The organism is Pseudomonas sp. B16(2017), from assembly GCF_002113205.1.
In the GTDB taxonomy this organism is placed as follows: domain Bacteria; phylum Pseudomonadota; class Gammaproteobacteria; order Pseudomonadales; family Pseudomonadaceae; genus Aquipseudomonas; species Aquipseudomonas pharyngis.
In genome coordinates this window covers 189,649-210,279 of sequence record NZ_NEKA01000004.1, presented here as the reverse complement: position 1 = coordinate 210,279, position 20,631 = coordinate 189,649, and the positions used below count along the sequence as shown (strand labels likewise).

Below are 20,631 nucleotides of genomic sequence, written 5' to 3'. Positions count from 1 at the left end.
CTGCGATTTAATCAACTTTATGGTTGCGTACTTGAATGCTGGCTGAATGTTGGGACTGTTCACGTCGGGCCGCAGTGAAGAACATGTGAAAAATTTGCGGGAGTTGAAAATGTGCAATTAATCAAGTTTCTGATAACCAGACTCAAATACGCTTTTTTTACCGGGCTGGCTTAACAACTGTTGCTGTTTGAGGTGAAGCTGAATCTGTTCGGTCCATCTATTGAGTACACACCTGATGTTGACCGCTGAGTCTGATAACCGAGGTGGAGTCCTCCAGCCGAATGGATTTCAAGCAAAGCCTGACGAAACGGATCGTCATCGTATTCGCCTCGATGAGTGCGCTGGTGGCCGGCGTATTTGCGCTGGGAATCGTAGCCACCGTGCATGTGGTGGAACACAAGTTGACGGCCACGACCTTGATGGGCGGACTGCATCGTCTGCTGGCAATGGATGACATCAGTCGCTGGAGCCATCGACCGGAAAAGAGCGAGCTGTTTTTCTTCGAAGGTGGACCGGGCGCCATGGCGCTCGTCCCGTCACTGGCGGCTCTGTCGCCGGGGTTTCAGGAGGTCATGTTCGAGGGCGATGGCTTTTTCGCCATGGTCGAGATGGTGGGCGGACGCAAGTACGTGCTGTTGCGTGATCAGGAAAGTCTCGAACAGCGTGAGCGTCTGTTGTTCATTGTGGTGGCGGTCGGGTTCATCCTGAGCATTCTGCTGGCGATTGTGCTGGGTCGATTGCTGGCGCGACGGGTGATGGCCCCGGTCATTCGCCTGGCGCGGCAGGTGCGTCACCGCGACCAGTTACTGGTACTGGCGCCGCCCCTGCATCCGGACTACGCGGCGGACGAAGTTGGAGAACTGGCACTGTCGTTCGATCAGACACTGGGCCGGCTGCGCGAAACACTGAGCCGCGAAAAGCTCTTCACCAGCGACGTGAGCCATGAACTTCGCACACCGTTGATGGTGCTCGGCGGCGCCTGCGAGTTGCTGCTCGCCAATCCGTCGCTCGATACCCGCTCGGCCGCGCAGGTCAACCGCATCGCACGGGCCAGTCACGAAATGCGTCAGTTGGTGGATACCTTCCTGATGCTCGCCCGCGCCCAGGAAGATACCGGTGGCGACATTTGCGTTTCCCTGGGGGAGGTTGCATGCGTTCAGGCGGAGATCTGGGGAAGGCTGATCCGCGAAAAAGGGCTGGATTTTTTCTGCGACATCAATCCGGCCGGCACGGCTCGTTACAACCAGACCTTTTTGCAGTCAGTGATGGGTAACCTGCTGCGCAATGCCTGGCATTACACCGATCAGGGTTTTGTCAGGCTGACCGTCGGGGAATGCGGATTTGTGGTTGAAGACAGTGGCATCGGCATTCCCGAAGAACGCCGACAAGCGATGTTCCAGCCATTCGTGCGGGGTGACGAGCGTCGAGGCGAGGGGCTTGGGCTGGGGTTGTCACTGGTACAGCGGATTTGCAATCGCGAGCACTGGCAGGTCGAGCTGACAACCCGTGAGCCCCACGGTTGTCGCTTTACCGTCCTTTTGAAGACGGACGCTCAGGACGCCGGTGGACAGCCCCGCGCAGTGCCCGCCGCCTGACCGATCAACGCGGCGAGACGCTTGACGTTGTTCTGCTGGGCCGCCACCAGATCGTCAATGCTCGGCCCGGACGGGGTTTGCAGCAGCGAGCGGCAGGCGAGCAGGGCGTCGTCCCCGGCGTTGGCCTGGCGCAGACGCCATTTGACGTCGATCAGCCCGTACTGCCCGGGAATCGAATCGAAGCGTTGCACATCAATGCGCACCGAGGTTTTGCGCGGGCCGCCGGCATTACTCAGTTGATCCATCAGTGCGCTGCGCAATTCATCGCTGAGGCTGGCGCCCCACCATTCGGTCTCGAGAATCGCCAGGCCGCTGTTGCCTTGACGGATCACGATTTGCGGCCGGTCGACCTGCGGCGGCACGCTGATGCCTTCGATGGTGATTTCTGAACCGGCGCGGCCGGCCATCGGTTGCGTCGGCGTCAGGGTGTGAAAGCTGATCGGGGCGCTTTTGCAGGCGCCTAGCAGCAGGCCGATGGCGAGCACGGTGAACTTCAGCTTTAAAGCCATGGGACAGCTCCTGTGCTCAGTTGCGCGGCGGCCCTTTGAGGTCCAGCGGCGGGGCGTTGTCGGGGCGACCGCGAATCAACGATTCCGGATGACGGCCCAGGTAATCAGACAGTTCACGCAACGAACGCGACATGCGCCCAAGCTCGTCGAGGGTCTCGGTCAGTTGTTCGCGTTGCGGCGAATCTTCGGCCAGGGTCGAGCTGGCCGACTGCAGGGTCTTGCTCAGGTCGGCGAGGGTGTTCTGCACGCCGGGCAGGGTCCTGGCATTGAACTGGGTCAGGCCTTTGCGCAATTCCACGAGGTTGCTGTCGAGGTTGCCGGCAATCCGTTCCACCGGCAGTTTGTTGAGCTTGTCGATCATCGCTTCGAGTTTTTCCTGCAACTGTTCGAGGCTGCCGGGGACGGTCGGAACGCTGATCGGGCGGGCGGTCGGGTCGAACGCGACTTTTTCGGCTTTGGGGAAGAAATCCAGCGCGATGTACAACTGGCCGGTCAGCAGGTTGCCGCTGCGGGCCTGGGCGCGCAGGCCGTTGTCGATAAAGGTGCCGATCAGGCGCACGGCGGCGGCTTCGTCGTCCGGATTGTGCTCGAGTACCTTGAGCATCTTCACGTGAGCCTGACCGAGGCGTTGCGGGTAAATCACGATGCCGACGTTGAGCGGGAAGCTGCGTTTCTTCGCGTCGAAATCCAGGTTGACGCTCACCACCCGGCCGATTTCGATGCCGAGAAACTCCACCGGTGCGCCGACTTTCAACCCGCGCAGGGCCTGATCGAAACGCAGGGTCAGGTATTGCGCCTTGCCGTTGGGCGGGGCGAGGGCGGTTTGCTGGTCGTCGAACAGGTCGTAAGTTCTTTCTTCGGCGGCGGCAACGTCGTTGGGGCTGTACTCCGGCGCGCGGAAGGCGATGCCGCCCACCAGCAAGGTCGACAACGATTCGGTTTTCACCGCAAAACCGTTGGCGCCGACGTTGACGTCAATGCCGCTGGCGTTCCAGAACCGGGTGTTTTCGGTGACGTAGGCGTCGTTCGGCGCATGGATGAACACCTCGATGTTCACTCCTTTGCCATCGGCGTCCAGCGCATAGGCCACGACTTGGCCGACCGGGATCTTGCGGTAATAGACCGGCGAGCCGATGTCCAGCGAGCCGAGATCCGAAGCGTGCAGGTTGAAGCGTTTGCCCGGTTCGCCGTAGGTGATCGGCGGCGGGTTCTCCAGGCCCTTGAAATGCTTCGAACGCGAGTTGGACTGACCGATGTCGGCGCCGATGTAGTCGCCGGACAGCAATGTGTCGATGCCCGAGACACCGCCCGCACCAATGCGTGGGCGAACGACCCAGAACTGCGAGTCTTCGCGGGTAAAGGTTTCGGCCTGCTTGGCCAGTTTGATCGTGGCGTTGACGCTTTTCTGGTCGTCGCTCAACTCGACGTCGATGACCTGGCCGATGACCACGTTGCGGTATTTGACTTCGGTCTTGTTGGCGGTCAGGCCGCTGCCGGTCTTGAAGGTGACGGTGATGGTCGGGCCTTCCTGCATCAGGTTGTGCACCACCAGCGAGAGGCCCACCAGCACCGCGACGATCGGCACGATCCACACCAGCGAAATGCTGAAACGCCGGGTCTTGACCGGCGCCTGGCCGGGCGCTCGCGGTTGATCGGCGGCTGACGACTCCATCCATGACCTCCAGGGTGTGTTGGGCACTGAGCGTCAGGAACGCAAAAGCACTTCATCAATATAGAAGTGCTTCGCGATAGAGCAAATGCGCAGGCCGCTTTAACCGGGAAGCGTCATCCCAGCAGTTCCCTCAGGCGATACCAGAACATGCCCAGTGCCAGCAGTGGCGAACGCAGCGCCGGGCCGCCGGGGAAGGTCATGTGCGGCACGCGGCTGAACACATCCATGCCCTGACTGTGACCGGCATGAATTGCTTCGCCCAGCAGCTTGGCGCACCAGTGGGTGACGTTCAGGCCATGGCCGGAATAGCCCTGGGCGTAGAACACATTCGGGTGCTGTTTCAATCGACCGACCTGCGGGAAGCGGTTGGCGGTGATGCCGATCTTGCCGCCCCACTGATAGTCGATGCGCACATCCGCCAGTTGCGGGAACACCTTGAGCATCTTTGGTCGCATGTAGGCGGCGATGTCCGTCGGATCCCGCCCCGAATAATGGCAGGCGCCACCGAACAGCAAGCGTCGGTCCGCCGAGAGCCGGTAGTAATCGAGGCCGACTTTCTGGTCGCACAGCGCCAGGTTCTGCGGAATCAGCTCGGCGGCGCGTTCCGCCGGCAGCGGTTCAGTGGCGATGATGTAGCTGCCGGCGGGCAGGACCTTGCCGCTGAGTTGCTGTTCGAGTTCGTCCAGATGCGCGTTGCAGCCGAGCACCAGACTGCCGGCGCGCACGCTGCCGCTCTGGGTGCGGACTTGAACGGTCGGGCCGTGGAGAATTTCCAGCACCGGGCTCTGCTCGAAAATCCGCACCCCGAGGGACGCCGCCAGCCGCGCTTCACCCTGCACCAGGTCGAGCGGGTGCAGATGGCCCGAGCCCATGTCGATCAGGCCGCCCTTGTAGACACCCGCGTTCACTACTTGCTGACGAATCAGCTCAGGGGCAACCAGCCGCGTTTCATGGCGGTAACCCAGTTGCGCCAGGCTGTCCTGCTCGGCCTTGAAGGCGTCGAACTGCGCTGGCGTGTTGGCCAGTTCGCAGAAGCCCCAGCGCAGGTCGCACTCGATGGCGTTGTCGGTGATGCGCTGGCGCACCAGCTCCACCGAGTCGATCCCGGCTCGGTGCAGGTAGCGCACGCCTTCGCTGCCGACATGCCGGGCGAAGCCTTCTACGTCATGACCGATCCCGCGAATCAACTGCCCGCCATTGCGCCCGCTGGCGCCCCAGCCGATGCGCCGGGCTTCGAGCAGAATCACCGAAAGCCCGCGCTGCGCCAGTTCAATCGCCGTATTGACGCCGGTGAACCCGCCACCGATCACGCAGACATCGGCAATCAAGTCACCCGTCAGTTCCGGATAGGGTGTGCTGGCCCGGGCCGACGCGGCGTAATAGGAGCGGGCGTGTTCCTGGGTGTACTGATTCATTTGTTCGACTTCACTTTGCTCCAGGACCGGGTCATCAGACGCATGATCGACTGGGGCGGGGTAGAGGAGATGTAGAGCTTGTCGAGGACTTCCTGAGACGGATAGACCTCGGGATTGTTGACCAGCTCCGGATCCATGTATTGCTTGGCCGCCGGGTTCGGGGTGGCATAGCCGACCGAGGCGCTGACCTTGGCGATCACTTGCGGATCGAGCAGGTAATTGATGAAGGCGTGAGCTTCCTTGGTGTTGCCGGCATCGGCAGGAATCGCCAGCAGGTCGAACCACAGGTTCGCGCCTTCCTTGGGAATCGAATACGCGATGTTCACGCCGTTTTTGGCTTCCTTGGCGCGGTTGGCGGCCTGGAACACGTCGCCGGAATAACCGAAGGCCACGCAGATGTCGCCGTTGGCCAGGTCGGACACGTATTTCGAGGAATGGAAATAGGTGATGTACGGCCGGATGCTCAGCAGTTTCTCTTCGGCCTTCTTGTAATCCTCGGGTTTCTCGCTGCGCGGGTCCATGCCCAGGTAGTTGAGGATCGCCGGGAACACTTCATCGGCCGAGTCCATCATCGACACGCCGCACTGGGTGAGTTTCTTCAGGTTTTCCGGTTCGAACAGCACCGCCCAGGAATCGATGTGATCGATGCCCAGCACTTGCTTGACCTTGTCGACGTTGTAGCCGATGCCGTTGGTGCCCCACAGGTACGGCACCGAATGCTCGTTGCCCGGATCGTTTTTCTCAAGCAGGGCCAGCAGTTTCGGGTCGAGGTTTTTCCAGTTCGGCAGTTGCGAGCGATCCAGTTTGAGGAACGCGCCGGCCTTTACCTGACGCGCGAGGAAGTGGTTGGACGGCACCACCACGTCATACCCGGTGCGGCCGGCGAGCAGTTTGCCTTCGAGGGTTTCATTGGAGTCGAAGACGTCATAAATCACCTTGATCCCGCTGCTGGACTGGAAGTCGGCGAGGGTGGTTTCGCCGATGTAATCGGTCCAGTTGTAGACGCTGACCTGGGGTTGGGCGAAGGCGCCGGCACTGCACGCCAGGGCCAGCGCGGCGGGAATCAGGGATTTCAACAGACGCATATCGACACCTCTTCGAATTATTGGGTTTTTCAGGTGAGCACGTTCCCTTGTGGGAGCTGGCAAGCCATGTCCCACAAGGGCGGGTGTTGGTTACACGCTCAGCAACAGGAACTCCCGCTCCCAGGAACTGATCACGCGCTTGAAGTTTTCATGCTCGGCGCGTTTCACCGCGACGTAGCCGCGCACGAACTTGCTGCCCAGGTACTGCGCGACGGTGTCGCACTCTTCCATCTGGGTCAGGGCCTCTTCGATGGTGATCGGCAGGCGCAGGTTGCGGCGCTCGTAGGCCCGACCTTCGACGGCGGCGCTCGGTTCGATGCCTTCGACCATGCCGATGTAACCGCACAGCAGGCTCGCGGCGATGGCCAGGTACGGGTTGGCGTCGGCGCCCGGCAGACGGTTTTCAACCCGCATCGCCTCAGGGCCGGAGGTCGGCACCCGCAGGCCGACGGTGCGGTTTTCTTCGCCCCATTCGACGTTGACCGGTGCCGAGGTGTCCGGCAGGAAACGGCGGAACGAGTTCACGTTGGGCGCGAACATCGGCAGCACCTTCGGGATGTACTTCTGCAGACCGCCGATGTGATGGCGGAACAGGTCGCTCATGCTGCCGTCGGCATTGGCGAAAATCGGCTGACCGCTGGCGATCTCGACCACGCTCTGGTGCAGGTGCATGGCGCTGCCGGGCTCATCGCCGATCGGCTTGGCCATGAAGGTTGCGGTGACGTTGTGCTTGAGCGCGGCTTCACGCAGGGTGCGTTTGAACACGGTGATCTGGTCGGCCAGATCCAGTGCATCGCCGTGGCGGAAGTTGATTTCCATCTGCGCCGGGCCGTCTTCGTGGATCAGCGTGTCCAGGTCCAGGCCTTGCAGTTCGCACCAGTCGTAGACGTCTTCGAACAGCGGATCGAATTCGTTGGCGGCGTCGATGGAGAACGACTGACGACCGCTTTCGGCGCGACCGGAGCGGCCGAGCGGCGCCTTGAGTGGCAAGTCCGGGTCTTCGCAGCGCTGGGTCAGGTAGAACTCCATTTCCGGCGCCACGATCGGCTTCCAGCCTTTGTCGGTGTACAGCTGCAGGACTTTCTTCAGCACGTTGCGCGGCGACAGTTCGATCGGGTTGCCGAACTTGTCGAAGGTGTCGTGGATGACGATGGCGGTCGGCTCGATGGCCCACGGAATCACGTACACCGCGTCGCTCACCGGCTTGCAGACCATGTCGATGTCGGCCGGGTCGAGCAGGTCGTAGTAGATGTCGTCGTCGACAAAATCCCCGGTTACCGTTTGCAGCAGCACACTTTCCGGCAGGCGCATGCCTCGCTCATGCAGGAACTTGTTGGTCGGTGCGATCTTGCCGCGGGCGATGCCGGTCAGGTCGCTGACCACGCATTCCACTTCGGTAATCTTGTGATCTTTCAGCCATGTGAACAGCTGATCGAAAGGGGCATTCATAAAGACCTCGTCGTTGGTTTTGTTGACGCGGGGGAACGCGATTTCATCTTTCGCAGGCTTCCCCTGTGGCGCGTTGACGACTATCTTGGGCGGGCCTTGCCGTTCCATCTATCCACTTTCAGCAGCACCAAAGCGCACCAAAAGAGTGCGCAAGGTTCCCCATGACGACGTGCAATCCGCTTCAGGTCCAAGCGTTCAACACCGCCGATGTCACCGAACAAATCCGCGCCACGCCGGGTTGGGTGCAGCATTACCAGCAGATGTCGCCAGGGCATTTCGCCGGGCAGATCCGCTATCTGGATTTGCAGGGTGTGGAGGTTTACGAAGAACAGATGAACACCCGGGTCGAGCAGAATTTCAGCGCACCGCAAGGGTCTTTGGCGTTCTGTTTCGATCGCAGCGACAACGCGCTGTATCTGCTCAATGAAGAGAGCCGCAACATCTGGATCACCCCGGAGAACTACCAGGAAATCGCCGTGGTGTTCGGCCCGGAATTCGTCCAGCGCAACGGACTGGACGTGGCCAGGCTGGAAGGTCTGTTCATGGCGCCGCTCAATGGCGCGCAGAATGGATTGTTCAGTCGCTGGTTAAGCTCGACTCTCACGAAGTTGTCGCAAGCCCTTGATCTGCCGAGTAAAGAGGCACTGACTCAGCAGCTGTTGGAGGATTGCCTGTTCATCCTCGACAACGCGAGCGTGTGTCTGGATGGCGGCGGTTTGCAGCGTCGCGCCGAGGAGCGAATCACCCTCAAACGCGTGGGCGAGTGGGCGGCGGATTCGCCGGAAGAAACCCTCAATCTGCTGGAATTATCGCGGGTCGCCGGGGTTTCCCTGCGCCAGTTGCAGCAGACCTTCAAGGCCTATACGGGGATGTCGCCAAGCCAATGGCTGCGTTTGCGCAGGCTCAACAGTGCGCGGCGCGAATTGCTCAAGCGTTCGCCCGCGGAGACCACCGTGGCGGAAGTGGCGATGAATTGGTCGTTCTGGCATTTAGGCCGTTTTTCAAGCAGTTATCGAGCGTTGTTCAAGGAGTTACCGAGCGAGACGTTGAAGCGTTCATCGTCCTTGTGACGGGCGCTCTGCGCCACAAACAAAAAAAGGCGGGAGAGGTTTCGGTATTCACCGAAGCCTCTCCCGCCTTTTTCATCTGCCGATATTGCCAAGCCTGTTGCGTTACCGGCTAACCCACTCTGAGACGCTTGAAGGAGGACGAAAGGGATCTTTTCATCAGTCTGGCCATCGGGGTTTCTATTTCCTTATGGATGACATGGGACGCACCTATCATCAAAGCGATGGTGCCCCAGAGCAGCACGTGTGGATTGATGGTCGGATAAGCGATGTTGAAGATCATGAAGCCGATCATTTGATGCAGCAGGTAAAGCGGGTAAGTCAGTGCGCCCAATGCTGTCCAGTCGAACTTCCCCACGGCTGACGTCTTATGCGTCGCGATAAAAAGGAAGGTCATGAAAAACAGGGCAATGACGCCGCAGATGATCAAGGAGTCGTAGTCAGTCGAATATTTCAGTTCAATCGACTCGGCCCACTTGATCGCGTTGAAGCTGGCCAATGCCTGCGCGGCTGCCAGCAAGGAAATACGGGATTTGGTAAACCCCTTGTCCCAGATGATGTAGAACGTCGCGCCAGCGATGAAATAGGCCGCGTAGTCGGTGATCAAGACCGAGCGCAGCTTTTCGAAAGCAAAGACTTCCGCTGCGGCCGAGATCAGTAGCCAGAGTACGAGGAAGGTTTCTATTTTCTCTATCTTCTTGAAAGCCAACAGGATCGCGATCATCAAGTAGAACTTTATCTCGACGAACAATGACCAGTAGACCCCATCTATCGGTGGGACACCGATCAAATCGCCCAGGAATGTCAGGTTGATCACGTACTGATAAAAATCAGCCGAAAAACGTGGCTGCCCGATCGCCAGCGTGATGAGAAACGTGATCGTGCAACACACCCAGAACGCCGGGCAGAGACGAATGACGCGGGAAATGAAGAACACCCTGAGGTTGTTGCTCGAAGCCGTCATCAGAATGACGAATCCGCTGATCATGAAAAACAGTTCAACGCCCAGATAACCGTATTTGGCAACGTCAGCCAAAAGTGGATAGGGCATGACCGACATCTCACCCCTCGCATAGCCGCGAAACGCATAGTGAAAGATCACCACCGCGAACGCCGCAAGAAAGCGCAGCAAATCCAGTTCTGTCAGCCGTCTGTTGTTCATGTGCATGCGCTCCGGGGGTGTTAGCGCGGATTGAAAACTGACGACTGTGCCGAGTGAAAATCGACTCAAGGCGAAAGCTATGACGGTTGGGGCGGCTCATCGTCTGGCCCCAGGCTTGGTGTGAGGGTCAAGGATTGCGTTGCCACATGCGGATGTAATCGACTTCAAATGTGGAGGGCAGGTCAGCATCGTCGACCACGCCGAACCATTTCCACATGGCCTCGCTGTCGAAGACGATCTGCATGGGGAAAAAGAAATAATGGTTCTTCGATTCTCTGACCAGCACACCATCGACGTACCAGCGCAGGGTATCGGGCTGCCAGTCGAAGCCGTAGACATGAAAGTCGCCGGCCAGCCGCCAGGGACTGGTCCAGGTGCTGCCGTTGGCGATATGTTCGGTGCTGTGCGGCGTGGCCCAGAGGTGGGCGTTCATGTTGTAGGCGCGGTCTGAAAGCGCATTTTTGGTCTTGCCGCCGATTTCAAAGATGTCGATTTCGGTGGCGTTGTCAGTCATGCCCGTCCAGGCCAGCCAGAAGGCGCTGGACGCTGCGGAATTCATGGGTTTGGCCCGCGCTTCGTAGTACCCGTAGAAGCCGCGTTCAAGGGTACGCACCATGGCTGAGGTGTAGTCCTTGAAGCCGAGCTCGACGTATTTCTGCGCCAAGGTTTCCTTGCGAAAGACAATCTTCAGGTTGCCATTGCCGACGCTGGCGTTACGCTCGGTGAACAACGCCGGCTTGCGGCCCAGCGACTCATTCCCGACGGCATTGTTGACGTGCCAGCGTGTGCGGTCGAGGGTGGTGCCATCGAACTCGTCGGACAGCGTCGTGTTGAGCACCCATTGACCGGCATTGGCCTGATCGGACAAGGGCAACCGGGCGTTGATGCGCGTCGGCAATGTCCCCAATGGGCCGACGCGGGTCCAGGTGTCGGCATGCGTGGGGATGGCCACGGACCATTTGTCTGCCAGGTATTGAAAGGCGCGCTGGCGCTCGGCGAGCGAGGCGAATGGACGGTCATACACCAGCACTTCGGCGATGTCGCCGCGAAAGTTTTCCGAGTGACCGACGGCATTGCGCCCGACCCCGTAGGGGCCGATCGGCACGTCGTGCAGTTCCAGCACGGAAACCGTCGGCTCATACGCACCGGTTTGCGCCAGGCTGACCGCGAAATTCGGCAGCACGTTGTCGTTGCTGGCGGCCTGCGGGCGTGAACTGAACAAGCGTTGCCAGGGATCGACTCCGGCCTGTTCCGGCAACCGCCGGGACACGATCAGTACGGTCACAGATCCTTTAGCCGTGCGCAGGGCCCGGCCGAGTAATCCCGAATTGCCGTCGAAGCGCACCACCGCATGGCCATTGAGGCTGTTTCCTATCCACTGTGGCGGTGAGCTGGCGTCAGCGACCGTCGCGTCATTGGCCTTGCCGGATTTGTCGCTCCAGCGCTGGAGCCGGTTCTGCGCATCCAGGGTCATCGCGGATGAGTCGGCCGCGTCCAGCCACAACACGAGGCCGGTGGTCGGTACAGGCGCTGGCGCCTGCGCGGCGTTGCTTGCCAGCGCAACCGAAAACAGCACGACCAGCAGACATTCCTTGAGCATCGGCATCACTTCACCGCAACGGGTGCCGGAATCTTGAATGACGATTGATACCCCTGCGGATTGCACGACTGCCAGCGCCAGCTATCGGTGATCATCTGTTCCAGGCCGCGTTGCGCGCTCCAGCCCAGTTCGCGTCCCGCCTTGGCCGGATCGGCCCAGCACTTGGCGATGTCGCCGAGACGTCGAGGGGCGAAGCGGTAGGGAATGCTGATGCCGGTGATGTCCTCGAAACTGTGGATGATCTGCAGCACGCTGTAGCCGACGCCGGTGCCGAGGTTCCAGAAGTGAATGCCATTGTCGTGCTGCAGCACTTGCAGGGCCTTGAGGTGACCGATGGCCAGGTCGACCACGTGGATGTAGTCGCGCACGCAGGTCCCGTCCACGGTGGGATAGTCGCTGCCGTACACCGTGAGTTCGGGTATCCGGCCTATGGCGACCTGGGTCAGGCACGGCAACAGGTTGTTGGGGCGGCCGCTCGGGTCTTCGCCGATCATTCCGCTTTCGTGGGCGCCGATCGGGTTGAAGTAACGCAACAATCCAACGCTCCAGCGCGGATCGGAGTTGCATAGATCCGTCAGCAACTCTTCGATCATGAGCTTGGTGCGGCCATAGGGATTGACCGGTTTGCCGGTGCCGAAATCTTCGGCAATCGGCGTGCGCGTCGGCTCCCCGTACACCGTGGCTGACGAGCTGAACACCAGCCGGAATACGTTATTGCGGGCCATCGCCTGACACAGGCCAAGCGTGCCGGCAACGTTGTTGACGTAGTAGTTCAGCGGCTTGCGCACGCTTTCTTCGACGGATTTGAGACTGGCAAAGTGCACGACGGCGTCGATGTCGTACCGGCTGAAGATATCGTCGAGCAGGGCCGGGTCGCGAATATCGCCCTTGATGAAGTCGACGCGGGTCAGGGTCAGTTGCTCAAGGCGCCGGATGCACTCTCGACAGCTGTTGCACAGGTTGTCGAGCACCAGCACCTTGTGGCCGGCGTTAATGAGGGCCAGAGCCGTATGCGAGCCGATGTAGCCGGCTCCGCCAGTAATCAACGTGGTTTTGCGCATGGTGAGGCCTTCCTGTCTCAGGGCTGAACTCAGCGGGAGGTGAAAACCGATTTGAATTCCTGTGGCCAGTGCGGGTGCAGGGCGCTGTAACCCACGGCATAACTCAGTGCGCCGAGTACGACGCTGCCGATCAAATGCAGGTAACCCTGGAGACCCAGCTGCGGTAGCACCAGCAGCACGGTTGCAGCCATGACCAGGGAAGCGATCACGCTGCGGTAACTGGCTTCGAAAAAGCCGCGCCAGCTGTAACCGATCGCCGTGTTCAGGCCGCGGATCTGCAACGGCGTGATGACCAGCATTCGCGCGAGCAGAGCGACGGCTGCTGCCATGCCGCCGTACAGGTTGCCGAGGGTGTACACCAGCGCCAGGGCCAGCGCGGTGGTCAGCACTTCAGCCTTGATCGTGAGGTGGCTGCGGTTGACCGCCACCAGTGCGGTGGTGGCGTACATGGCGCTGTTGCCGATGGCGGCGGTGCAGGCCAGCACTTGCAGCAGCGGGATGGCCTCTGCCCATTTGGCGCCGAAGATCAACAGGATCAGGTCGCTTGCCGTAAGTGCGAGTCCGATGAACAGGGGCGTCAACAGAAAACCGCTGACGGCGGTTGAATCGCCAACGATCCCGATCAATCGCTTGGGTTCTGCGCTGCGCCGGGAGAACGCCGGCAGCGCGTAGCTCAGCAGGCCGTTGTAGATCGCGGTGCGTGGCAGTTCGATGATGCGCATCGCCATGTTGAACATGCCGACTGCGTTCGCGCCGGCGGTGATGCCCAGCACCACGTTGACCCCGCGCTGCAAGGTTTGCGAGCTCAGCGCGTTGATGGCCACCGGTGCGCCTGACCTCAACAATTCACGCAGGATCGGACCGTCGATGTAAAAAGGGATACGTCGCGGGTCGGCGCGCATCAACACAATGATCGACACCAGTTCCATGATCAGCGCCTGGGCAATGACCGCCCACGCACCCAGTCCCCAAAGCGCAACGGCAATGCCACCGACTCCACCCGCCACTTTGCCCAGCAACGTGCGCGACGCCAGCATCTTGAAGTTACCGCTGCGGCGCATCTGCACCACATAGACCCGCGCCATCATGGTGAGCAGGATCTTTATCGAGGCTATCGCCGTCATCCATTGCAGCAGCGGATCCGGGGTGTACAGCATGACCGCGCCCGAAATGACGCCAATGCTCGCCAGACTGACGAGTACCGACGCCCAGTAGGCGGTGTAGATGTGCTTGTCTTCCAGCCGCTCAAGCCGGACCAGCGGGTCTTCGAGCACCGACGAGTACACCAGGCCGATCAACTCGACGATGGCGATGATTACCGTGCCCACACCCAGCTCGGCAGGCGACAGCAGCCTGGCGTAGGCGACAAAGGTAATCATCGACAACAGGATCAGGCCGAATTTCTCGGTGAAGATCCAGGTCAATGTCGTCAGACGGTGGTTGGCCATGGCGGATACCGGATCAATGAGCCGTGGTTGAAGCCGTTGCCTTGCGCAAGGTTCTGGCGCGGGCATACAGGTAGCGCAAGGTCGGTTTGCCGCTGGCGAAGATCAGGGCCTGCCAGGAGCAATCCAGCATTCGCCGGTACACGCCGAGGACCTGGTCATGCTCGCCGCGTCGGGAAAACGCCTCGAGAAAATCAGTGTGGTTGCCCAGCACGAAATCGATCCGCTGCTGCCGGGTCAGCTGCGCGCCGTAACGGGCGAGGTACACCTCGATGAAGCGGATTTTGTTCTGGTAGTACTTTTTCGGATTCGCGGTCATGTTGCCGCCATTGACCGTGCGCTCCAGCAGCACCTCCGGCACCGTGTGGATCTCCCAGTGTTCGGCGATCCGGGTCCACATGAAGCGGTCTTCGGAATAACGCAGGCTGGCGTCGAAGCCGCCGAGCTGCATGATCACGTCACGTTTGACCAGCGCGGTGGAGACGCCATTGACGACGTTGGCGTGGATGAAATCGTAGAAATGCCTGCCGTTCTTCAACCGGTCGTCCCGCTGACGCCTGCCATCGCTGTAATTGACTTGCGCGTAGCAATCGATCAGCCCCACCGGCCGGCCCTGACGCGTGAGCTCGCCATACAACGCCAGTTGTAACTCCAGCTTTTGCGGATGCCATTGGTCATCGGCATCGAGCATTGCCACAAACGTCTCTTCAGAGTGGCGCATCCCGTGATTACGGGCACTGGCCTGGCCTTCGTTGGCTTGCTGCAACAGGGTCAGGCGAAACGGCGCGGTGAAGTCTCGAACCCGTTGTGGTCCGTCATCGGTGGACCCGTCGTCGATGACGATCACGTGATCGGGCAGTCGGGTTTGCCGGGCCAGGGAGGTCAGTGTCTGCTCGATGCTGTCGGCGCCGTTGTACATCGGGATGACGACGCACACTGAATCTGCTGAACGGGGAGTTTGGTTGGGCACGGTGGTTCTCCTTGGGTTACGCGCTGGCGGAATCGCGCGGTAGTGCGCGGCCCGACGAACGCTGACGCAGCGCTGCCGGTGAGGATTCTGGGTAGGTCGCGTGGTGGTGCCGGAAGGTCAGGGCCAGGGTGCAGAACACCAGAAACTCGGCGGAGCGGTAGTTGGGGATTACGTACGCCACATAATTGGTGATGACGAACAGACCGATGATGACCAGCGCACTGGCACGAAACCGGGCTGCCTGATTCGCCGTCACGGCGCGGTATTGCTTGAACAGTGCTTCACCGAACATCAACGCCAGCGCCGTCAGCTGAATGAGGCCACCGTTGAGCAGGGTCTCCATGTAGCCGCTGTGGGCGTTGCCGATGTAACCCCAGCGGGTGATGAACGCATCGGCATCGGGACTTGCCCAGAAGGCGCCGAAGCCGTAGCCCTTGAGCAACTGGCTGTCGATGAAAGGCGCGAGCAGTTCCCAGATCAGGGTCCGATCGGTCAGTGACGGATCGCGCCCGGCCATTTCCAGCAGCACCGCAAAGTTGCTGTACAGAAACAGGCAAACCAGCAGGTAAAGGAGGGTGCACCCCAGGAACATCAGCTGCGAGCGATTGATGCCCAGGCGGATCATCGTGAGGAAGTACCAGTAGCTGATCGTGCCGGAAATAATCAGCGCTACACCGGTGGCTGACTGGGCAAGCAGGATCGCGACCAGCGAAAAGAATGAGCACAAGAGCGCCCAGCGATTGCGCTGCCGGATCATCGGCAGCAACAGCATGATGGCGATCGCATTGAGTCGGGCGCCGGCATTCTTTTCGGCGAAAACGCCTTTGAACGCGCCGTCGCGAATGCCCCCGGAGAGAAACGCCACTTCAGGCATGACCACAGCGAGCAACAACCCGATCAACGCCGCGATGCCAATGGCGCAGCCGAGCATGAAGGCGTTTTTTTCAAGGGAGTAGTTATAGGCAATGAAGCCTGCAAAAAACACCACGCCGAGCAGGGCGATAAACCGCTTGAGACTGAGCATCGGGTCGTGGGACCAGCCGATCGATGCGATGACACAGAGCAGGAACACCAGCAGAAAGAAGTTGCTGCGATAAAAGGTCTTGCTGAGGAATACCTTGTTGCGGATGAAAAAGAACAACGGCACCAGCAGCGTGATGAGGCCGCAGACCTGATTGGCGACATTGCCTTCGAGGTCTTTGTTGATATCGCCGAAGCTCGCGGCACTGCCCAGACCCAGGACAAAGGTAATCACCTGGATGTAGAACAGGATGCCGAACAGCGTGAAGGCGTCGCGCAGTGTCGAATAGCGGATCGTCAGGGGGCTCATGATGACGGGTCTCCAACCAGTGCTTTGAGGTAGGTCTGCACTGCACTGGCACTCATGAATCGTGCTGCCGCATCAAGGCGTGATTGACGCTGCAGATCGCGCGGTATGGACAGTTGCTCGACGATGGCCTGTGCCAGGGCGATGGGATCTTCCACTGCGACCAGCGGGGCAACCACGCCGCCGCCGAGAATCTCCTGAGGGCCATGGGGGCAGCGGGTCGCCACCACCGGCGTACCCGTGGATAACGCCTCGACCAGCGCGTTGGGGCTGCCCTCGAAACGCGACGACAGCACGAAGCAATCGGCTGCGGCTACTTCTGCCAGGGGATCATCGGCATAGCCCGGCAGATCGAAGCGCTCCGCCACCCCCAGCTGTTTCGCCTGTTCCAGCAGTTCGGCCCGGAGTGCGCCTTCGCCAAAAATGATCAGGCGGGCATCGCGATCCGGCAGTGCGGCGAACGCTGTGATCAGCGTGTCGAAACCTTTTTGTGGCGCCAGACGCCCCACGGCGACGATCACCGTGCCGGACTTTTCCAGCAGCCAGCGGTGGCGGGGCGGTCCCGGGGGGGTCTCGCGAAAGTCGTTGTCGAGCACCGGGTTGTCGGCAATGGTCACATCCCGGCGTCGGGCGAGTGTGGTGTCGACCAGGTCCTGGGCGACACCGCGCGAAACGCAGATCACCGGGTTGGGAATCAGCCTGTACAGCAGGGGCGCCACCCGATAAGCGATGCGCACCATCAAATCGGGATTCACGTGCCGGTCATGGGAAAAGGCATTGCGCTCGCTGACGTGCAGCCGGGTCAGCGTGCCGGACAGTGCCGCCGCGATGATCGCCACCACGTTGACGTGGGTGAGGGCTGCCAGTTGGGCGTCAAAGCGATTGTCACGCAGGAATCGCGTCAGTGCCGGCACCGCACGGACGCTGCGCGGGCTGTGCAATTCGACTTTTTTCACGCGCGGGTCGAGATGGGCTGCGTGAATGCCGCCGCCGGTGAGCATCAGCAATGTCACGTCGTTGCCTGCATCCACCAGCGCTTTGGCCAGGCGCGACATCATTTTTTCAGCACCGCCGGCGCTGAGGTCATGGAGGATGATCAGTAATTTTTTCATTGATTCCAGACCTGGTAGTACGCCTGCGCCGCGTACTGACTGGTGTACGGGCGCAGGGTGGCAGTGAGCGTCTCTTCGCCGGGGGCGATGGCATGACCTGAGGTCAGGTTGCGCAGCATGCCGTCGGCCAGTGCCTGTACATCGTTGACGATCACCAGTTGACCGAGTCGGCCGTGGTCCAGCAGTTCTCTGGGCCCGGTCTCGCAATCGCAGGCCAGCACCGGCGTGCCCAGCGCCAACGCCTCGATCAGCACGGTCGGCATGCCTTCTTGCAGCGAACTCAGAATGAACAGCCGGGCGTGCCTGAGCACGGGATAGGGATTACTCATAAACCCGCTGAAATGCACCCGTTGCGCGATACCCAATTGCCTGGCCTGGGTGACCAAGGCTTCGCGCAACGGTCCATCACCGACGATCACCAGATCCGGCAGCGCCGCGCTGCGCAGCGCCAAGGCGTAGGCATCGAGCAGCAGATGAAACCCCTTGGGTTCGACCAGACGCCCCAGGCTCAGCCAGTAGTTGCGGGGCAATCCGGCCGGCCTGGGCGCCTGTGCGGCTTGAAACAGTTGATCGGTGACGACCGCGTTGGGGCAATAACGGATGCGCTGCCGCCCCCAAGGCACGGCATCGGCGAGGGTCTGGCGCAAAGCCGACGAAACCGTCACCACCTTGCCGCTGCCACACAGGTACAAGGCGTAGAGAAAGCGCAGGCTTGAGGGGCCGGTTTTCTGTTCGCTGCAATCGAGGGTCGCATGGCGGCTGTAGATGACTTTGCAGGCACTGCCCAGGGTGGCGAACCACGTGCAGAGGTTGGCCTGTTCCTTGGCGGAAATGAGGTGGGTGACACGTTCACGCCGTATGAGCCGGCGCAGCAAAACGATGGACTTGAACAGGCCGACGAGGCCGTTGCCGCCACCGCTGTAGGATTGAATGTCCCGGGCGTCGGGCATGTCTGCGTTCATGACGAAAAAGCTCACCCGCCGGCCATCCTTGAGAAACTGCTCGGACAGCCGCTGCTGAACGCGCTCGACGCCACCGCCGGGCTTGAAATCCTTGAGGATAAACAGGATGTGCATTGTCATTCCTCAACCTTGATGGCGACTTTGTGTCGAACGATCATGTTCAGCAGGTGCAGGAAGTTGCTCGGGTAATCGATGAGGTAGCGTTTGATCGTGTGGGGCTCGCGGTACATGCGATAGAACGCGCGCAAGTGCAGACGATTGATCAGCGCCGGGTAGTACTGCCGCGTGGCCAGAGCTTCCTGGCGGATGAACCCGCCACAGCTGAAGGCGACACCGCGAAAGCCTGCGCGCAGGGCATCCTGCTCGAACTGCTCTTGCCGTCCGGCGCCCAGGCCGACGATCAGAATGTCCGCTGCGCTGCGACAGATGTCGTTCCGAATGTCTTCGGCCTGGGCGGCGGTGAAAAAGCCGTTGTGATAGCCGGCGATGGACAGCTGCGGATAAAGGCTCTTGATCTTGATGATGAATAGGTCAAGTTCGGCTTGCCGGGCGCCGACGAAATAAACCCGTTTGCCCTGTTGCTCGGCGCTGCGCAGCACAACGTCGGCTATCGAGGTGAAGTCGAAGCTGACCCGGCCAATCGGTCTGCCGGTGATGCGAGACATGAAGGTCGACATCAGCATGCCGTCGCAAAAATAGGCAACGCTGCTCGGGTTCTGCTCGAAAAAACTGCCGATCGAGGCAAAGTTGATGAAGGAATAGGCCTGGTTGGCCTCCAGCAATTTCGCCGAGTAGTGGCCGACTATCTCCAGTTTGAACATGGCGCGGCTCCTCTCAGAGAACTGAAGGGGTCTGCCGACCCACGGAGACGTAGGTGAACCCACGTTTGCTCAAACGCTGCGGATCGAACAGATTGCGCCCGTCGAAAATCAACGGCTGTTTGAGCAACCGGCTTAGCTGGTCGAAGTCCGGCGCCCGAAACGATTGCCACTCGGTGACGATGATCAGGGCGTCGGCATTTTTCAGCGCCGCTTCCTTGGTGCCTGTCAGCGTCAGGTCGTCGCGCGAGCCGTAAAGGCGCTGGGCCTCTTCCATGGCTTTGGGATCAAACGCCTGCACGCTGGCGCCGGCTTGCCACAAAGCCTCCATCAGTACCCGGCTGGGCGCTTCGCGCATGTCGTCGGTATTGGGTTTGAAACTCAGCCCCCACAGGGCAAACGTCTTGCCGCGAAGGTGACCGTCGAAGTGATCGAATACCTTGCGATAGAGGCTGGCTTTCTGTTCCTGGTTGCGCGCCTCCACGGCCTTGAGCACCCGGGCGTCGATGTCGACACCGTCGGCCGCCTGTATCAGCGCTTTCACGTCTTTGGGAAAGCACGAGCCGCCGTAGCCCAGACCTGGGTAGATGAACTGGTAACCGATGCGCGGGTCGGCGCCGATGCCGTGGCGCACCTTTTCGATGTCGGCGCCGAGCTTTTCAGCGAGGCAGGCCATTTCGTTCATGAAGCTGATCTTGGTCGCCAGCATGCAGTTGGCGGCGTACTTGGTCAGCTCGGCGCTGCGAACGTCCATGACAATGATTTTTTCGCGGCTGCGATTGAACGGTTCATACAGTTCGCGCATGACCTCTTCGGCACGCGGACTGTCGGTGCCGATGATGATCCGGTCCGGGCGCATGCAGTCCTCGACCGCGCAGCCTTCCTTGAGAAATTCCGGGTTTGAAACCACGTCGAACGTCAGATCGCCGCGACCGTTGTCGGCCAGCACCTGCTCGATACAGGCTCGCACCCGATCGCCCGTACCGACGGGCACGGTGGATTTGTCGACGATGATCTGGTGCCGGTCCATGTTCAGCGCGATGGTCTGGGCCACGCTCAGCACGTATTGGAGATCCGCCGAACCGTCTTCGTCGGGCGGTGTGCCGACGGCGATCAACAGCACATCGCCATGGTGAACGGCGTCCACCAGGTCTGTGCCGAACCGCAGTCGGCCGCTTTGGTAGTTGTCGCGCACCAGGCTTTTCAGGCCCGGTTCGTAGAGCGGCAGCGTTCCTTCTTTCAATGCCTCGACCCTGCCGGCATCGACGTCGACGCAGAGTACGTTGTGCCCGACCTCGGCCAATGCAGCACCCTGGACAAGGCCTACGTAACCAATACCGAATACGCTCACATTCATGGTCGAACCTCAGATCGTGGTGACA

At 60.5% G+C, this 20,631-nt stretch carries 17 protein-coding genes; 2 read left to right on the top strand and 15 right to left on the bottom strand.

What is annotated here, in order from left to right:
- The first annotated feature begins 281 nt into the window (after positions 1–281).
- Positions 282–1,595 carry a HAMP domain-containing sensor histidine kinase gene (locus tag CAG25_RS08515; RefSeq protein ID WP_085610347.1) on the top strand — a complete coding sequence of 438 codons (1,314 nt, stop codon included), beginning with the start codon at positions 282–284 and terminating at the stop codon, positions 1,593–1,595.
- On the opposite strand, the gene CAG25_RS08510 is transcribed toward CAG25_RS08515, so the two are convergent.
- The 5 genes from CAG25_RS08510 to CAG25_RS08490 all read right to left on the bottom strand — a co-directional run bounded on the left by CAG25_RS08510 (position 1,553) and on the right by CAG25_RS08490 (position 7,725).
- Entirely contained in the window at positions 1,553–2,104 is a 552-nt protein-coding gene (locus tag CAG25_RS08510; RefSeq protein ID WP_085610346.1) for a membrane integrity-associated transporter subunit PqiC, read from the bottom strand. The two genes, CAG25_RS08515 and CAG25_RS08510, sit on opposite strands and share 43 nt — an antisense overlap.
- Positions 2,105–2,120: 16 nt before the next feature.
- Entirely contained in the window at positions 2,121–3,776 is a 1,656-nt protein-coding gene (locus tag CAG25_RS08505; RefSeq protein WP_085610345.1) for an intermembrane transport protein PqiB, read from the bottom strand.
- Positions 3,777–3,889: 113 nt separating this feature from the next.
- Positions 3,890–5,191 carry an FAD-binding oxidoreductase gene (locus CAG25_RS08500; RefSeq protein WP_085610344.1) on the bottom strand — a complete coding sequence of 434 codons (1,302 nt, stop codon included), beginning with the start codon at positions 5,189–5,191 and terminating at the stop codon, positions 3,890–3,892.
- Positions 5,188–6,276: a polyamine ABC transporter substrate-binding protein gene (locus CAG25_RS08495; protein ID WP_085610343.1), complete on the bottom strand. Its 1,089-nt coding sequence runs from the start codon at positions 6,274–6,276 to the stop codon at positions 5,188–5,190. Before CAG25_RS08495 ends, CAG25_RS08500 begins: the two co-directional genes overlap by 4 nt.
- Before the next feature lie 90 nt (positions 6,277–6,366).
- The gene (locus CAG25_RS08490; RefSeq protein ID WP_007951306.1) at positions 6,367–7,725 is read right to left on the bottom strand and encodes a glutamine synthetase family protein; all 1,359 of its coding nucleotides are present in this window, start codon (positions 7,723–7,725) and stop codon (positions 6,367–6,369) included.
- 161 nt (positions 7,726–7,886) lie between these two features.
- On the opposite strand from CAG25_RS08490, the gene CAG25_RS08485 reads away from it, so the two are divergent.
- The gene (locus tag CAG25_RS08485; protein ID WP_085610342.1) at positions 7,887–8,795 is read left to right on the top strand and encodes a helix-turn-helix domain-containing protein; all 909 of its coding nucleotides are present in this window, start codon (positions 7,887–7,889) and stop codon (positions 8,793–8,795) included.
- A gap of 109 nt (positions 8,796–8,904) precedes the next feature.
- Here the strand turns inward: CAG25_RS08485 and CAG25_RS08480 are convergent, their stop codons facing one another.
- The 10 genes from CAG25_RS08480 to CAG25_RS08435 all read right to left on the bottom strand — a co-directional run bounded on the left by CAG25_RS08480 (position 8,905) and on the right by CAG25_RS08435 (position 20,606).
- Complete coding sequence (locus tag CAG25_RS08480; protein WP_085610341.1) at positions 8,905–9,954, bottom strand: acyltransferase; 1,050 nt, start codon at positions 9,952–9,954, stop codon at positions 8,905–8,907.
- Positions 9,955–10,081: 127 nt separating this feature from the next.
- Positions 10,082–11,560 (bottom strand): family 16 glycosylhydrolase, encoded by a 1,479-nt coding sequence (locus CAG25_RS08475; protein ID WP_085610340.1) that lies wholly within the window; start codon positions 11,558–11,560, stop codon positions 10,082–10,084.
- Entirely contained in the window at positions 11,560–12,615 is a 1,056-nt protein-coding gene (gene galE / locus CAG25_RS08470) for a UDP-glucose 4-epimerase GalE (RefSeq protein ID WP_085610339.1), read from the bottom strand. Before galE ends, CAG25_RS08475 begins: the two co-directional genes overlap by 1 nt.
- 29 nt (positions 12,616–12,644) lie before the next feature.
- Positions 12,645–14,063 (bottom strand): oligosaccharide flippase family protein, encoded by a 1,419-nt coding sequence (locus CAG25_RS08465; protein ID WP_085610338.1) that lies wholly within the window; start codon positions 14,061–14,063, stop codon positions 12,645–12,647.
- Positions 14,064–14,076: 13 nt separating this feature from the next.
- Positions 14,077–15,030 (bottom strand): glycosyltransferase family A protein, encoded by a 954-nt coding sequence (locus CAG25_RS08460; protein WP_085610337.1) that lies wholly within the window; start codon positions 15,028–15,030, stop codon positions 14,077–14,079.
- 16 nt (positions 15,031–15,046) lie between these two features.
- The gene (locus CAG25_RS08455; RefSeq protein ID WP_085610336.1) at positions 15,047–16,360 is read right to left on the bottom strand and encodes an O-antigen ligase; all 1,314 of its coding nucleotides are present in this window, start codon (positions 16,358–16,360) and stop codon (positions 15,047–15,049) included.
- Positions 16,357–17,469 carry a glycosyltransferase gene (locus CAG25_RS08450; protein WP_085610335.1) on the bottom strand — a complete coding sequence of 371 codons (1,113 nt, stop codon included), beginning with the start codon at positions 17,467–17,469 and terminating at the stop codon, positions 16,357–16,359. Before CAG25_RS08450 ends, CAG25_RS08455 begins: the two co-directional genes overlap by 4 nt.
- On the bottom strand, positions 17,466–18,545 hold the full coding sequence (locus CAG25_RS08445; RefSeq protein WP_085610334.1) for a glycosyltransferase: 1,080 nt from the start codon (positions 18,543–18,545) through the stop codon (positions 17,466–17,468). Before CAG25_RS08445 ends, CAG25_RS08450 begins: the two co-directional genes overlap by 4 nt.
- A 2-nt stretch (positions 18,546–18,547) precedes the next feature.
- Positions 18,548–19,252, bottom strand: a complete 705-nt coding sequence (locus CAG25_RS08440) for a WecB/TagA/CpsF family glycosyltransferase (RefSeq protein ID WP_085610333.1) — start codon at positions 19,250–19,252, stop codon at positions 18,548–18,550.
- A 13-nt stretch (positions 19,253–19,265) separates the two neighbouring features.
- Positions 19,266–20,606 carry a UDP-glucose/GDP-mannose dehydrogenase family protein gene (locus tag CAG25_RS08435; RefSeq protein WP_085610332.1) on the bottom strand — a complete coding sequence of 447 codons (1,341 nt, stop codon included), beginning with the start codon at positions 20,604–20,606 and terminating at the stop codon, positions 19,266–19,268.
- Positions 20,607–20,631 lie beyond the last annotated feature (25 nt).

What these genes read in the sequence shown, in the direction of transcription:
- CAG25_RS08435 (WP_085610332.1), bottom strand. Translation starts at nt 20,606, where the DNA reads ATGAATGTGAGCGTATTCGGTATTGGTTACGTAGGCCTTGTCCAGGGT.
- CAG25_RS08465 (WP_085610338.1), bottom strand. Translation starts at nt 14,063, where the DNA reads ATGGCCAACCACCGTCTGACGACATTGACCTGGATCTTCACCGAGAAA.
- CAG25_RS08510 (WP_085610346.1), bottom strand. Translation starts at nt 2,104, where the DNA reads ATGGCTTTAAAGCTGAAGTTCACCGTGCTCGCCATCGGCCTGCTGCTA.
- CAG25_RS08485 (WP_085610342.1), top strand. Translation starts at nt 7,887, where the DNA reads ATGACGACGTGCAATCCGCTTCAGGTCCAAGCGTTCAACACCGCCGAT.
- CAG25_RS08445 (WP_085610334.1), bottom strand. Translation starts at nt 18,545, where the DNA reads ATGCACATCCTGTTTATCCTCAAGGATTTCAAGCCCGGCGGTGGCGTC.
- CAG25_RS08450 (WP_085610335.1), bottom strand. Translation starts at nt 17,469, where the DNA reads ATGAAAAAATTACTGATCATCCTCCATGACCTCAGCGCCGGCGGTGCT.
- galE (WP_085610339.1), bottom strand. Translation starts at nt 12,615, where the DNA reads ATGCGCAAAACCACGTTGATTACTGGCGGAGCCGGCTACATCGGCTCG.
- CAG25_RS08495 (WP_085610343.1), bottom strand. Translation starts at nt 6,276, where the DNA reads ATGCGTCTGTTGAAATCCCTGATTCCCGCCGCGCTGGCCCTGGCGTGC.
- CAG25_RS08480 (WP_085610341.1), bottom strand. Translation starts at nt 9,954, where the DNA reads ATGAACAACAGACGGCTGACAGAACTGGATTTGCTGCGCTTTCTTGCG.
- CAG25_RS08500 (WP_085610344.1), bottom strand. Translation starts at nt 5,191, where the DNA reads ATGAATCAGTACACCCAGGAACACGCCCGCTCCTATTACGCCGCGTCG.
- CAG25_RS08490 (WP_007951306.1), bottom strand. Translation starts at nt 7,725, where the DNA reads ATGAATGCCCCTTTCGATCAGCTGTTCACATGGCTGAAAGATCACAAG.
- CAG25_RS08475 (WP_085610340.1), bottom strand. Translation starts at nt 11,560, where the DNA reads ATGCCGATGCTCAAGGAATGTCTGCTGGTCGTGCTGTTTTCGGTTGCG.
- CAG25_RS08515 (WP_085610347.1), top strand. Translation starts at nt 282, where the DNA reads ATGGATTTCAAGCAAAGCCTGACGAAACGGATCGTCATCGTATTCGCC.
- CAG25_RS08440 (WP_085610333.1), bottom strand. Translation starts at nt 19,252, where the DNA reads ATGTTCAAACTGGAGATAGTCGGCCACTACTCGGCGAAATTGCTGGAG.
- CAG25_RS08455 (WP_085610336.1), bottom strand. Translation starts at nt 16,360, where the DNA reads ATGAGCCCCCTGACGATCCGCTATTCGACACTGCGCGACGCCTTCACG.
- CAG25_RS08505 (WP_085610345.1), bottom strand. Translation starts at nt 3,776, where the DNA reads ATGGAGTCGTCAGCCGCCGATCAACCGCGAGCGCCCGGCCAGGCGCCG.